The 13,022-nt window shown below is 39.0% G+C and carries 15 protein-coding genes; 11 read left to right on the top strand and 4 right to left on the bottom strand.

The window, feature by feature from the left end; all coding sequences use genetic code 11:
• The first annotated feature begins 75 nt into the window (after positions 1-75).
• Positions 76-1,044, top strand: a complete 969-nt coding sequence (locus ACZ48W_RS03440) for an aldolase catalytic domain-containing protein (protein ID WP_464829936.1) — start codon at positions 76-78, stop codon at positions 1,042-1,044.
• A gap of 119 nt (positions 1,045-1,163) precedes the next feature.
• Here ACZ48W_RS03440 and trpB read toward each other — a convergent pair whose 3' ends face one another.
• Positions 1,164-2,381: a tryptophan synthase subunit beta gene (trpB, locus tag ACZ48W_RS03435; protein ID WP_464829935.1), complete on the bottom strand. Its 1,218-nt coding sequence runs from the start codon at positions 2,379-2,381 to the stop codon at positions 1,164-1,166.
• A gap of 283 nt (positions 2,382-2,664) precedes the next feature.
• Between trpB and ACZ48W_RS03430 the strand changes: the two genes are divergently transcribed.
• Both ACZ48W_RS03430 and ACZ48W_RS03425 read left to right on the top strand, forming a co-directional pair.
• Positions 2,665-3,087: a c-type cytochrome gene (locus tag ACZ48W_RS03430; protein ID WP_464829934.1), complete on the top strand. Its 423-nt coding sequence runs from the start codon at positions 2,665-2,667 to the stop codon at positions 3,085-3,087.
• A gap of 14 nt (positions 3,088-3,101) precedes the next feature.
• Entirely contained in the window at positions 3,102-3,317 is a 216-nt protein-coding gene (locus ACZ48W_RS03425; protein ID WP_464829933.1) for a DUF1653 domain-containing protein, read from the top strand.
• Positions 3,318-3,408: 91 nt separating this feature from the next.
• On the opposite strand, the gene ACZ48W_RS03420 is transcribed toward ACZ48W_RS03425, so the two are convergent.
• Both ACZ48W_RS03420 and ACZ48W_RS03415 read right to left on the bottom strand, forming a co-directional pair.
• Positions 3,409-3,591 carry a zinc ribbon domain-containing protein gene (locus tag ACZ48W_RS03420; protein WP_464829932.1) on the bottom strand — a complete coding sequence of 61 codons (183 nt, stop codon included), beginning with the start codon at positions 3,589-3,591 and terminating at the stop codon, positions 3,409-3,411.
• Positions 3,591-3,812 carry a hypothetical protein gene (locus tag ACZ48W_RS03415; protein ID WP_464829930.1) on the bottom strand — a complete coding sequence of 74 codons (222 nt, stop codon included), beginning with the start codon at positions 3,810-3,812 and terminating at the stop codon, positions 3,591-3,593. The genes ACZ48W_RS03420 and ACZ48W_RS03415 overlap by 1 nt, the downstream gene beginning before the upstream one ends.
• Positions 3,813-4,098: 286 nt before the next feature.
• On the opposite strand from ACZ48W_RS03415, the gene ACZ48W_RS03410 reads away from it, so the two are divergent.
• Both ACZ48W_RS03410 and ACZ48W_RS03405 read left to right on the top strand, forming a co-directional pair.
• Entirely contained in the window at positions 4,099-4,704 is a 606-nt protein-coding gene (locus tag ACZ48W_RS03410) for a porin family protein (protein WP_464829927.1), read from the top strand.
• 123 nt (positions 4,705-4,827) lie between these two features.
• On the top strand, positions 4,828-6,099 hold the full coding sequence (locus ACZ48W_RS03405) for a M20/M25/M40 family metallo-hydrolase (protein ID WP_464829925.1): 1,272 nt from the start codon (positions 4,828-4,830) through the stop codon (positions 6,097-6,099).
• A gap of 224 nt (positions 6,100-6,323) precedes the next feature.
• On the opposite strand, the gene nth is transcribed toward ACZ48W_RS03405, so the two are convergent.
• On the bottom strand, positions 6,324-6,965 hold the full coding sequence (gene nth / locus ACZ48W_RS03400) for an endonuclease III (RefSeq protein WP_464830466.1): 642 nt from the start codon (positions 6,963-6,965) through the stop codon (positions 6,324-6,326).
• 128 nt (positions 6,966-7,093) lie between these two features.
• Between nth and ACZ48W_RS03395 the strand changes: the two genes are divergently transcribed.
• The 6 genes from ACZ48W_RS03395 (at position 7,094) to hisD (ending at position 12,727) form a co-directional block, all read left to right on the top strand.
• Positions 7,094-7,939, top strand: a complete 846-nt coding sequence (locus ACZ48W_RS03395; protein WP_464829923.1) for a peptidylprolyl isomerase — start codon at positions 7,094-7,096, stop codon at positions 7,937-7,939.
• A gap of 33 nt (positions 7,940-7,972) precedes the next feature.
• Positions 7,973-8,602: a hypothetical protein gene (locus tag ACZ48W_RS03390; protein WP_464829921.1), complete on the top strand. Its 630-nt coding sequence runs from the start codon at positions 7,973-7,975 to the stop codon at positions 8,600-8,602.
• 51 nt (positions 8,603-8,653) lie between these two features.
• Positions 8,654-9,136 (top strand): hypothetical protein, encoded by a 483-nt coding sequence (locus tag ACZ48W_RS03385; protein ID WP_464829920.1) that lies wholly within the window; start codon positions 8,654-8,656, stop codon positions 9,134-9,136.
• A 22-nt stretch (positions 9,137-9,158) separates the two neighbouring features.
• Positions 9,159-10,232, top strand: a complete 1,074-nt coding sequence (gene fbaA / locus ACZ48W_RS03380) for a class II fructose-bisphosphate aldolase (RefSeq protein ID WP_464829918.1) — start codon at positions 9,159-9,161, stop codon at positions 10,230-10,232.
• Between the two features lie 272 nt (positions 10,233-10,504).
• Positions 10,505-11,392: a 1-aminocyclopropane-1-carboxylate deaminase/D-cysteine desulfhydrase gene (locus ACZ48W_RS03375; protein ID WP_464829915.1), complete on the top strand. Its 888-nt coding sequence runs from the start codon at positions 10,505-10,507 to the stop codon at positions 11,390-11,392.
• A gap of 42 nt (positions 11,393-11,434) precedes the next feature.
• Positions 11,435-12,727, top strand: a complete 1,293-nt coding sequence (gene hisD / locus ACZ48W_RS03370) for a histidinol dehydrogenase (RefSeq protein WP_464829911.1) — start codon at positions 11,435-11,437, stop codon at positions 12,725-12,727.
• The last annotated feature ends 295 nt before the right edge of the window (positions 12,728-13,022 follow it).

Genomic DNA, 13,022 nt, shown 5'->3' with positions numbered 1-13,022 from the left:
ATTACCAACTCTTTAATACAAACACAAACGATAACACGATATTATTTTTCTAATTTAATGATATAAGGATAATTCATGCTGGAAAAACATGGATCTATGCTTCTTGCCAGGGAAGATATAAAAGTTTTTGACTGTACCATAAGAGACGGTGGTTTGGTGAACAATTACCACTTCACAGATGAATTTGTCAAAGGTGTTTACGATACCTGTGTGGCTGCCGGTGTTGACTATATGGAGATAGGGAAAAACAATTCTCCTACACTGATGTGTGAAGAAGAGTTTGGTGCGTGGAACTTCTCTAAAGAAGAAGATATCAGACGTATTGTTGGTAATAATGATACCGATATGAAAATAGCAGTTATGTCAGATATAGGTAGAACCGTAAAAGAGGAGCTGCTGCCTAAAGAGGAATCTGTGGTAGATATGATCAGGATAGCGACCTATATTCACCAGATACCTGAAGCCATAGAACTTATAGAAGAAGCACATGCCAAAGGGTATGAGACTACGGTAAATGTGATGGCTATTGCCAAGTCGGTTAATAATGAGCTGGATGAAGTACTTGATATACTTGGCAAAACAAATGTGGATGTCATTTACATCGCCGATACCTTTGGGTCATTCTACCCTGAACAGATAAAGAAGCTTACAGGAAAATACCTGGATGTGGCAAAACCTAATGGTAAGCAGGTAGGGATCCATGCCCATAATAACATACAGCTTGCCTATGCAAATACCATAGAGGCGATGATGTACGGTACAAGTTTCCTGGACTGTACGATATCTGGACTGGGAAGAGGGGCAGGGAACTGTCCAATGGAACTGCTTATCGGCTTTTTGAAAAATCCAAAATACAAGCAACTGCCGGTATTGGAGTTCATAGAGAAATTCATTGTTCCTCTGGAAAAAGAGCTGGACTGGGGTTACAGCATTCCCTATATGATCACTGGCCAACTTGTAGAACATCCAAGATCTGCAATAAAAGCAAGAGAAGAGGGTGATACGAAGTATGTAGAGTTTTATAATACTTTAATAGAGCAGTAAATCACTCCTGATTTTAAATCATAAAATTAAAGGTTTGTATGTGTTTCTATGCTCTGAATAGGAAGGATGGTGTAAGTAGGGTGCGTTGGAAAACGCACCCTACAGGGGGGATTAATATGTTAATTAATCCCATACTCTTTTCCATAATGTTCCACCACAAAATCAATATCTTTATCTCCACGGCCGGAAAGGTTGATGAGAATGGTACCAATATTCGGCTCTTTTGCCAACTTTAATGCATAGGCAACAGCATGTGCTGACTCGATAGCAGGGATGATCCCTTCTTCTCTGGAGAGTTCAAAGAATGCATCAATGGCTTCTTTATCGTTGATAGTAGCATAATTGACTCGGCCAATATCTTTGAGATAAGCGTGCTGCGGCCCTACGGAAGGGTAGTCCAGACCGCTTGCTACGGAGTATACTTCCTGCGGTTCACCGTTCTCATCCTGAAGCATGTATGATTTGAAGCCGTGCATCACTCCCGGTTTCCCCAGTGTCATTGTTGCGGCATTTTCTCCCGGGATATCAAGACTTCTTCCTGCCGGTTCTACACCATGCATGGTTACTGTTTCATCATTGATGAATGCAGTAAAGAGCCCCATTGCATTGGAACCGCCGCCTACACAGGCAACCAGATTGTCAGGGAGTTTTCCTGTCATCTGTTGGAACTGTTCTTTTGCTTCCACGCCGACGATGGACTGGAAATCTCTTACCATTCTGGGGAAAGGGTGAGGCCCCACTACAGAACCGATGGCATAGAATTGTGTAACCGGGTCTTTCAGATAGTTCTCAAATGCTGTATCGACAGCTTCCTTGAGTGTTTTGCGTCCATGGGTTGCCGGGATCACATTTGCACCTAAAATATGCATACGTACCACATTCGGATGCTCTTTTGCCATATCGACTTCACCCATATAAATATCGCATTCCAATCCGACCAGGGCAGCAGCAGTGGCCAATGCAACACCGTGTTGTCCTGCACCTGTCTCCGCTATGAGCTTTTTCTTGCCCATCTTTTTAGCCAGCAAAGCTTCCCCAAGACAGTGGTTTATTTTATGGGCACCGGTATGGTTCAGGTCTTCTCGTTTGAGATAGATATTCGTACCGTATTTCTCGGAGAGATGCTTGGCATGGAAAACAGGGCTTGGACGTCCAACATAATGTTGATAAAGATCGGTTAATTCATCAAGAAACTCAGGATCCTGACGGATCTCTTCATAGGAAGCAGTGATCTCATCCATAATAGTTTGAAGTTCCGGTGGGATAAAACTACCTCCATACTCCCCAAAATAGCCTTTTTCATCAGGCAGTGGACAATTGAAAATATTTTTTGGCATAAAGACTCCTTTTTGATGTTTACTTGGTAATTATTGTACTCAAAAAGTATTTTGGAGTGACTGAATATGTATTGACCAAGAAGCTGACAAAAAGGAGTTGAGAGAAGGGAAAAAATTATTTCTCCCCGCCGTTGATCATTGCAGAGATGATTCTTTTTCTCCATCTATTTTTTCATTTTGCCAAGCTTTCTTTTAAGATATATAAAAATATTTTATCATAAATTATTCAATTTTCATAATGAGATGGTAGAATACTAAATATCGATATAAATAGGGAAAACAGATGGATAAGATATTAATATTGCTTTTTACAGCTGCTGCAGTACTTCTTTGTGCAGAAGAAAAAATCGATGGAGAAAAGGTATTTGATAAAGCCTGTGCTTCCTGTCATATCAAGATGATCACTGCAGAGGAGACCAAAAAGGTATTCAAAACACTTAAAGCACCTCCTATGGTAGAGGTTTCCGGGCAACTTAAAAAGAATATAAAGATCGTTGAAGATATAGATGATGAGATCCATAGAGCTGTGGTTATCGCATTTATTAAAGATTATGTGATATACCCGCATCTTGACAAGAGTATGTGTCAGGCAATGGCACTGGAGAGATTTGATCTCATGCCTTCACTTAAAGGAAAGCTGAGTGAAGAAGAGCTTAATGCTGTATCTGCCTGGGTATATGATTTTTATGTGGGAAAAAAATTCTAGAACAAAGGGTTTTAATGATATTGGAAAAAGGTTTATATAGACATTATAAAGGGCATCTTTATGAAGTTCTGACCACTGCCCAACACTCTGAAACAGAAGAGTGGATGGTGGTTTATAGAGCACTGTATGGTGATGAGGGAATATGGGTGCGACCTTATGATATGTTTGTGGAAAAAGTTGAGGTAGAGGGGGAAATGGTGGAGCGGTTTGCATTTGTAGGTGCATCGTAGGGGTTGACCCATGTATCGATCTTTGGTCAATTTGTGATTTGATTTTGTGTATGAAACCACGGGCAGACATAGGAGTCTGCCCCTACAAGTTTTAGATCCCCTCCATTCTTCTTGTCTCAAAACTTACTAGCTTTTCGCCGGAAAATCCAAAAAACAGTTCTATTGGACGACAGCATACTTCACAGTCTTCTATGTATTCACTCTCTTCTTCGGAAGAGTCCAGTATCATAGAGATACGTTCCCAGCAGTAAGGGCAAGTGAAAAAATGTTCCATTAGTCTACCTTCTTCTTAAACAGTTTAGATACCCAACCGGTGATCATACATCCATTGTCACAACCCCCGTTTCTATCACATCTTGCTTTTTGGATATTTCGTAAGAGTAACACTAAAAATCCAAGAGCAATGAGCAGTTGTACTATGCCTGTAAGCCATTGGTGCTGCATAAGGTTTTGTATGGAGAGTACAAGCATGATGATAGTGACGATGAGGCACATAAAATATCCTGTTTTTATGTGATTGTACTATAATTTTAGAAATAAATTATTTGGTTCGAAAGAGACAGTGTTTAAAATACGACGGGTCGTATGAGCCAACTGCTGTAGCCAGCTTATTTAGCTTTGTTGAAGAGGCGTTCCAATGATAAAAAAGAGTCTCTCTTATCTATGATTGCTATCAGGGTTAATTTTTAATAAATTTCCATTTTGGCACATTTTTGGCACATTTATTTGTTATACTCAAAAATGTGGAAACACAAAAAACAAGAAGATAAGGAGAGATAAAATGAAAAAATTTACACTTTCAGTAGCCGCTGTAATGGCAATGGGTACATTAGCAATAGCAGGTGGGGATATAACGCCAGTAGTAGAACCAGTGGTAGAAGTAGCAGCACCAGTTGCAGATAACAGCGGTTTTTATGCAGGAATTGGTGCAGCATCTTTACGTTTTGGTTGGGATGATTTCGAAACTACAGATACAGATTTTAGATATTCTGTCTATGGAGTTAACCTACTTGCCGGATATCAATTTAACCAATATGTTGCTGTTGAAGGTCGTTATACGATGAATGTAGAGGATTGGTTTGATGAAAATGTTGATTCAACCAATATCGGATTATATGTGAAGCCAATGTATGCTGTCAATGATGTGTTTACAGTATATGGTCTTTTAGGATATGGTCAACTTAAGTTTGAGGATGATTATGATTCTAGTTCTGATTCAGGTTTCCAATGGGGTATAGGTGCAAGTGCTACAGTCACCGATAATATTTCTGCATTTGTAGACTATACACGACTCTGGGACGATAATGAATTCGATGGTGATGAGTGGGATGAAGGCGGAGATTTTGTCTTTGATGTGATCACGGTAGGGTTGACATATAAATTTTAATATGAGTTTTCTCCTTTTGAATTTTCGAAAGGAGAAGCTTTTAAGGTCTGATTGACCTGATCCATCTTTTCTTCTTCATCATTAGATGATTTTGCTATAATCTGTCCTAAAAAGGACAAAATCATGTCTTCAATTATCAATCATTTTAAAACCCTTACTCAGATACCCCACTGCAGCAAAGAAGCAGATAAACTTTTGGATTTTTTAGTTGATTTCGCTAAAACCAGAGGTTATAAAGTTGAAGTTGATGAGGTCAAAAATATTTACATTTTCAAAGGAAATCCAACCCTTTGTCTTCAAGCACACTATGATATGGTCTGTATGGGTAAAGCACCTACAATAGAAGTCTACGAAGAGGATGGCTGGATGAAGGCCAAAAACGCTTCATTGGGAGCAGACAACGGTATGGCCATTGCGATGATGATGCAGTTGATGGATGAGGGAGAAGAGCTTGAGTTTTTGCTTACTGCAGATGAAGAGGTAGGACTCATAGGTGCGAATGAAGTAGCTTTTGATCTAAAGAGTAGGTATATGCTGAATCTTGACAGCGAAGATGAAGCAGAGGTATACATAGGCTGTGCCGGAGGTGCAGATATTACGGCAACTAAAAAAGATACATATATGGAGGGAAAGGGTAGCTGTTATGAGGTGGCAGTCAAAGGGCTCATTGGCGGTCACTCCGGTGTAGACATAGATAAAGGTATCCCTTCGGCGATCAAAATCCTTGGTGAATATTTGTATGATAACAACATTACACAGTTGGTAAGTATCTATGCGGGAGAACGTCGTAATTCTATTCCTGCCAATGCTGTGGCAATTGTACGAAGTGAAATAACTTTGAAAAATAGTGGAGATGTGCAAGTCCGTAAACTGAATGAAAAACCTTTGGTACTTAGGGAAGGTCAAAAAGCAATAGAGCTTATCCATCACTTCAAACATGGTGTACGTGCGCAAAATGAGGAACTTGGTATTCCTGATGTAAGTATCAATCTTGCTATTATCACGGCAGATGAAAAAGGCGGACTTACTATAGAGACAAGTGCAAGAGCAATGGATATGCAAGCCCTTGAAGTTCTTACAGAGGAGATTATACACTTTTTTGAAGCTTATGGTTTTGATGTATTGGTTGAAGACAAGTATCCTGCATGGAAACCTGAAGAAAATGCATTTACAGATCTTGTAAGCTATCAGATGAAAGAGATATTTGGAAAGAGTGAAATGATGGCGATCCATGCCGGACTTGAGTGTGGTGTGCTAGGAGAGAAGTATCCCCATATGCAACTTGCTTCCATAGGACCGACTATACGCTATCCACACTCCACAAGAGAAAAAGTAAAGTTGGATTCTGTGGAAAAAACATTTGAAGTGTTACAAAAAGTGATAGATCGTGTATAAAAGAGTACTTATATTCTGATTTAGGAAAAACATTTTTCTCATTATCCTTGAAGCTGAGTAGGACTGTAATCAAAGAATGCAGGCTGAACAAAGTATCTTGAAAAAGGAGAATGGTGAAAATAATATTTTAAGAGCTGGAATACCTGGGAAAAGGATATAAAGATCAACCTTCATCATGATCCGGAGATCATGGAATCTTGGTACAGAAGGGTACATGATCAGTACTAGACTTTAAAGCTCTCTTTGCTTTTACAATGTGCTTCCATAAAGCATCCTTCACACTCAGGCTTGAGTGCCTTGCATTTGTATCTGCCGAAGAGCACCATTGCCTGATGAAGAAGATGAAGGTCTGTTTTAAATTTTTTACTCAGCTCTTCTTCACATTTTACAGCTGTTTTTGCATCACTGAGACCCAAACGATGTGCTACCCTGAAAACATGGGTGTCGACCGCCATCAGGTTGGCTCCTGCATATTCGATCATTACCACATTGGCAGTTTTCTGGCCGACACCGGCGAGCTTGACAAGTTCATCTCTTTCAAGCGGTATCTCTGCATGATAGTTCTCAACGACTGATTGTGCCATTTTAATGAGATTTTTGGCTTTGTTATTAAAAAAAGAGCAGGTATTGATATAAGATTTGACTTCATCAAGATCTGCATTGGCAAGTGAAACAGGATCAGGATAAGCTTTAAAAAGAGCAGGGGTAATGATATTGACACGCTTATCTGTACACTGGGCTGAAAGCATTACAGAAATGAGTAATTCATAAAGATTCCTGTATTCAAGTTCAGTGACAGAATCCGGATAATGTTCTAAAAAAAGTGCTTTGATCTCTTCTATCTCTTTTTTAGTTGCTTTTTTCACTTTTTTATGTTTTTTATCCACAATTTTGTCCTAAGATTAATTTTTTATCATTTTAACACAAGCTATTAATGATTTGTTTAACTTGCGGAGATATACTTACTAACATTACTTTCAAAGGATAACAAACGATGTTAAAATTAGCAAAAACTTCACTATTGGCAGTCGCTGTACTGGCAACATCAGTGATTGCATCTGATATACTGGTCACTGTGAACGGTAAGAATATCACAAAGCAGGATGCAGAAACATTTGTGAATGCAAGTGCACCGAATATGCATTTTTCTCAGTTGGATAAAGCACAACAGAATATGATAAAAGAGAGACTTGTTGAAAAAGCACTTTTTACAGAGTTGGCAAAGAAAGAGGGTGTAGATCAAAAACCGGAATTCAAACGGAATATGGAAAAAATAAAAGAAGAACTTCTTGTCAATATGTGGATGAAAATGCAGATGGACAATGCAATTGTCAGTGACAGTGAGGCAAAAGACTTTTATGAGAAGAACAGTAAAAAATTTATGCAGAAAGCTTCCGTGCATGCAAGACATATTCTGGTGAAAACAGAAAAAGAAGCTAAGAAGATTATCAATGATCTGAAAACTCTCAAAGATGAAGCACTCAAAGCAAAATTCATTGAGTTGGCGAAATCAAAATCCACAGGACCTTCTGCATCGAAAGGCGGAGATCTTGGTAATTTCAGTAAAGGTCAAATGGTGCCGGAATTTTCAACAGCTGTCTGGGGACTTAAAGTCGGAGAGATCACAAAAAAACCGGTGAAGACACAGTTCGGTTACCATGTGATCTATCTGGAAGATAAAGCTGAAGCAATGCCTATACCTTATGAACAGGTCAAAGATAAGATCATTGCATCTCTTAAACAAAAACAATTTGGTATAAAAATAACAGAGATAGCAAAAGAGCTTAAAAGTAAAGCCAAGATCGTTGACTTGACAAAAGATGTCAATGCAACAAAATAATAATATTGCAGTAATTAAAATAGGTAAAATAAAATGAAAAAAGTTTTGATCGTATATATATTTTTCGGTTTATGTGGCAATTTCTTATTTGCAGATGCATTAAAGAACAGTTTAACAGATATGTTACATACAAAAGAGACAACACCTTCCATGGTAGATCTAAGCAGGATCAATATAAACGGAAAACCTAAACCTGTAAAGAGGGTAAGAAAGAAAAGATCCGCCAAAACAGTGGTTGCTGTAATGAACGGTCATAAGGTCCTTAAGAAAGAAGCAGATGCACATCTCAAAAAGAGAACACGGGGTAAAGTATCGGATTTTGACTATTTGCCGAAAAAACAACGTTTAAGACTTATTCAGGAAATGGCATTGCCTATACTTGTATTGGAGACTGCAAAGAAAGAATTGTCAGATACAGAGAAAGAAATGATATATTCACGTACTTGGATACAAAAAGAGGCTTCAAAGATCAAGATCACTGATGAAGAAGCCCAAAAAGTATATGATCAGATAAAAGAACAATCCCAGGAGAAGAATGCTACAGCCAGTTTGCCTGCGTTTGAAAAGATCAAGAACAGAATTAAATCTCAAATGCTGGAAAAACAGATCATGACAAAACTAATGAAAGATGTAAAAATAAAAGTAGAAGAAATAAACCAGTAATTGGTGAAAATCAGATAGAATACGCAATAAATAAATAAAGGGAATACGAATATGAGAAAACTATTAATGATGCTGGGAGTGGCAGGTACATTTATGTCTGTCTCTGTAGCAGCACAGACTGCAGGTACGGTAAACGGTATGGAGATCACTGTAGAAGAAGCAAATAAAGCACTTCAGATACTCAGTAAAGGAAAAATGACATGGGAGAAACTTCCCAAAGAGGATAGAATAAAACTTATTCAGATGATGGCACCCAGTAAACTGGTAGCAGAGGCATCAAAAAAAGGACTTACTGAGAAAGAGAAAGAAGCTGCACTTGCCGGTTTCTGGATGCAGAAGAAAATGTCAAAAACAGAAGTTTCAGATGAAGAGGCTAAAAAAGAATATGATAAAATAAAAAAAGAAGCAGAAAAAGCTAAAAGTAAAAATAAAATACCGGCATTTGATCAGGTTAAAAAGAGTATAAAAATGCAGATCGCTCAAAAGAAGGTAGTGGGTGAGCTAATGGAAAAAGCAAAGATCAAATTAAAATAATACCATACAGAGGAAGTTTTAAATGTCTACAAAAGTATTGGATGTAGTGGAAGCAGGAGTTGTCACAGGGGATGACCTTCAAAAAATGTTTAACATTGCAAAAGAAGAAGGGTTTGCTCTTCCCGCAGTAAATGTAGTAAGTACCTCTTCTGTGAATGCAGTGCTTGAAGCAGCCAAAAATGTGAACTCTCCTGTAGTAGTTCAGTTCTCAAACGGTGGCGGAGCATACTATGCAGGTAAAGGTCTGCCGTCGGATAAAGCTGCGATATTGGGGTCTATCTCAGGAGCTCAGCATGTACATACTGTAGCCAAAGCGTATGGTGTACCTGTCGTACTTCATACAGACCATGCAGCCAGAAAACTTCTTCCCTGGATCGATGCTCTGCTTGATGCAAGTGAAGCACATTATGAAGCACATGGTATTCCTCTTTTCTCTTCCCATATGCTGGACCTCTCTGAAGAACCTATCAAAGAAAATATCGCTACATGCAAAGCCTATTTGGAGCGTATGTCCAAAATAGGTATGACACTGGAGATAGAACTTGGTGTAACAGGCGGTGAAGAAGATGGTGTGGACAATAGCCATATCGATAATTCACTACTCTATACACAGCCTGAGGAAGTTGCTTATGCCTATGAAGAGCTTATGAAAGTCTCTGACAAGTTTACTATAGCTGCATCATTCGGCAATGTGCATGGAGTATATAAACCCGGGAATGTAACATTGACTCCTAAAATTTTGGATAATTCACAAAAATATATAGAAGAAAAATTCAAGACTTCCAAAAAACCGGTGAGTTTTGTATTTCACGGCGGTTCAGGTTCTGAACTTTCAGATATCCGTGAAGCTATCGGTTACGGTGTTGTAAAAATGAATATCGATACAGATACCCAATGGGCATTCTGGGATGGTGTTAGACATTATGTGGATGAGAATAAAGATTATTTACAAGGTCAGATTGGTAACCCTGACGGCGAAGACAAGCCGAACAAAAGTTATTACGACCCACGTAAATGGCTAAGAGCAGGTGAACTTTCTATGGTAAAGAGACTTGAACAGGCGTTTGATGATCTGAATTGTTTGGGGCGGAATTAATCTGATTTGTTTTTTTGATTAATTTCCTCATATCTTAACTGTGGCGTAGTTCTCTCTTCATTTTTTTAGATGAGATACGTTAAGTAAACGACAACTGCTTGTCGTTTATAGTATCGGAACCGAAATGGTCGGAGCAACGCGTAGCCATGTAGGCAGAAACAAAAAAATCGTCTCTACTCTCGATGCAATCCCGCAGGAACGAGGACAATCGCTACGCTTTCAAGGTCGTTCGTAGAGACAGGCACGCTTTGCGTAATTTGATGGAGGTAAATATGACCTTTAATTCTTCTCCTGTGCAATCTATTGTTTTTGATAATAGACAAATCTTTTTAAAACGTGATGATCTTCTTCATCCGGATTTTTCTGGTAATAAAGCACGTAAACTGCATTATTTTCTTCAAAATGATTTTCCAAATATCAAAAAAATAGTCTCCTATGGTTCTGCTCAGTCCAATGCGATGTATTCGCTCTCTGTACTTGCCAAGATGAAAGGGTGGGAGTTTGAGTATTATGTAGATCATGTAGCCGTGTATTTAAAAGAGAATCCTCATGGCAATTATGAAGGAGCTTTGAAAAATGGAATGAAGATCCATGTAGGCCGGGTTCCCCCGATCCCGACAAATAAAAATGTATTATTAATAGAAGAGGGTGGACGACAAAAAGAAGCCGAATATGGTATCAGGCTTTTAGCTCAAGAGATTGTTGATTGGCAAAAAGAAAATAATATTGATGAATTAAATATTTTTCTTCCCTCCGGAACAGGAACTACAGCATTGTTTTTATCTAAAACTTTTATCGGGATGGGGGTAACCCGACCTATGGTATATACCTGTCCCTGTGTTGGAGATGAGAGTTATTTGAAAACGCAGTTTTTAGAGTTGGAATCAGATGAAAAATTTCATCCAACTGTATTGACATTAGAGAAAAAACACCATTTTGGAAAACTTTATAAAGAAAATTATAAAATTTGGCTAAAATTACAACAACAAACGGGAGTGGAGTTCGACCTCCTTTATGACCCACTTGGATGGCGAGTATTACTTGCGCATCCAGAGGTTCTTTCTAAACCTATACTTTACATCCATCAGGGTGGTGTGTTAGGTAATGAGAGTATGCTCCCACGGTATAGACGTAAATATCCGTCTATGATCGATAAATAAATATGTAGGGTGCGTTTGCCAACGCACCAAATAGGATAAAAAATGAAAATATTTTACAGTAGTGATGATACATTTGAAGCAAATTTTAATGAGCTTCTAGAGCGTGGTAAGATGGATATAGAGGGTGTAACAAGCATTGTTTCCGGTTTGCTTAAAGAGATACAAACCGAGGGCAACAAAGCAGTGAAAGCTCAGATAGCAAAATTTGACAGATGGGAGCCCCAGAGTGATGATGCACTTTTAGTGTCTACTGAGGATATGGCTAAAGCCTATGACAACATAGATCCTACTCTTCGTGATGCCTTACACCTTTCATATGACCGTATAGAGTCTTATCATCAAAAGCTTATGCCCAAGACGTGGATGGATAAAGAGGCTAACGGAACTATACTGGGTCAAAAAGTCACAGCTGTAGACAGAGCAGGGCTTTACATTCCTGGTGGGAAAGCTGCGTATCCAAGTTCATTACTGATGAATGTCATCCCTGCACAGGTTGCGGGAGTGGAAGAGATAGTGGTTTGTACCCCTGCACCGGATAATGAGCTCAATGAGCTTCTTCTTGCTGCCTGTCACCTTTGTAAAGTAACAAAAGTCTTTAGAGTAGGTGGAGCATCGGCGATCGGTGCAATGGCATATGGAACAGAGACCATTCCTAAAGTAGATGTTATCACAGGACCGGGAAATATCTTTGTGGCTACAGCTAAGAAGCTGGTTTACGGTGAAGTGAATATCGACATGATCGCCGGACCATCTGAGATAGGTATTCTGGCAGACGAAACGGCCAGAGAAGATTACATAGCGATAGACCTGCTTTCTCAGGCAGAACACGATGAGATGGCAAGTTCCATCCTCATTACTACAGATGAAGAGTTGCCAAACAGAGTAAGTGACAAAGTAGAAGAGTTCCTTGGTACACTCTCACGTGAAGAGATAGCAAGAAAGTCCATAGAAGAGAGAGGGGCGATCATTGTCACTCAAGATATGGATGAAGCGATTGCTCTTATGAACGAGATAGCACCGGAACACTTGGAAGTCATTACGAAAGACCCTATGAGTCTGCTGGACAGCATCAAGCATGCAGGAGCCATCTTCCTGGGAGAGAATACACCTGAGCCTATAGGTGACTATGTAGCAGGGCCAAATCATACACTTCCTACGGGTGGAACTGCAAAGTTTTACTCGCCGTTAAGTGTTGAGAATTTCCTGAAGAAGTCATCTATTATCTCTATGTCTAAAAAGGGTATGGAAGAGATAGGAGAACAGTGTGCTTTGATCGCAAATACTGAAGGATTGACTGCACATGAGGAATCTGTAAGGATCAGATTGAGAGATTAAAATATTTCTCTCATTCTCTTGTTTGTATGCTCGGCATAGGAATGCCTACTTCACTATAAATTAACAATAAATTTTAATCCATAATATGATGGCATATTCTTGTAGGGTGCGTTTACTAACGCACCTTTAAAATTGTATAAATGATTTGTTAATTCTTTCGGCGTGAGTGCGATTGTATGCAAACTGCCTCAATGGTGGGTTGGCAAACCCACCCTACGAAAAATAAATTATAAAGTTTCACACATCACTAGATGGTATGTTCTTGAAGGTCGGAATGTTCTATTTCCGACGGTCT

The sequence above is a fragment of the Sulfurovum aggregans genome, from assembly GCF_055385215.1.
This window is presented reverse-complemented; position numbering and strand designations above follow the sequence as displayed.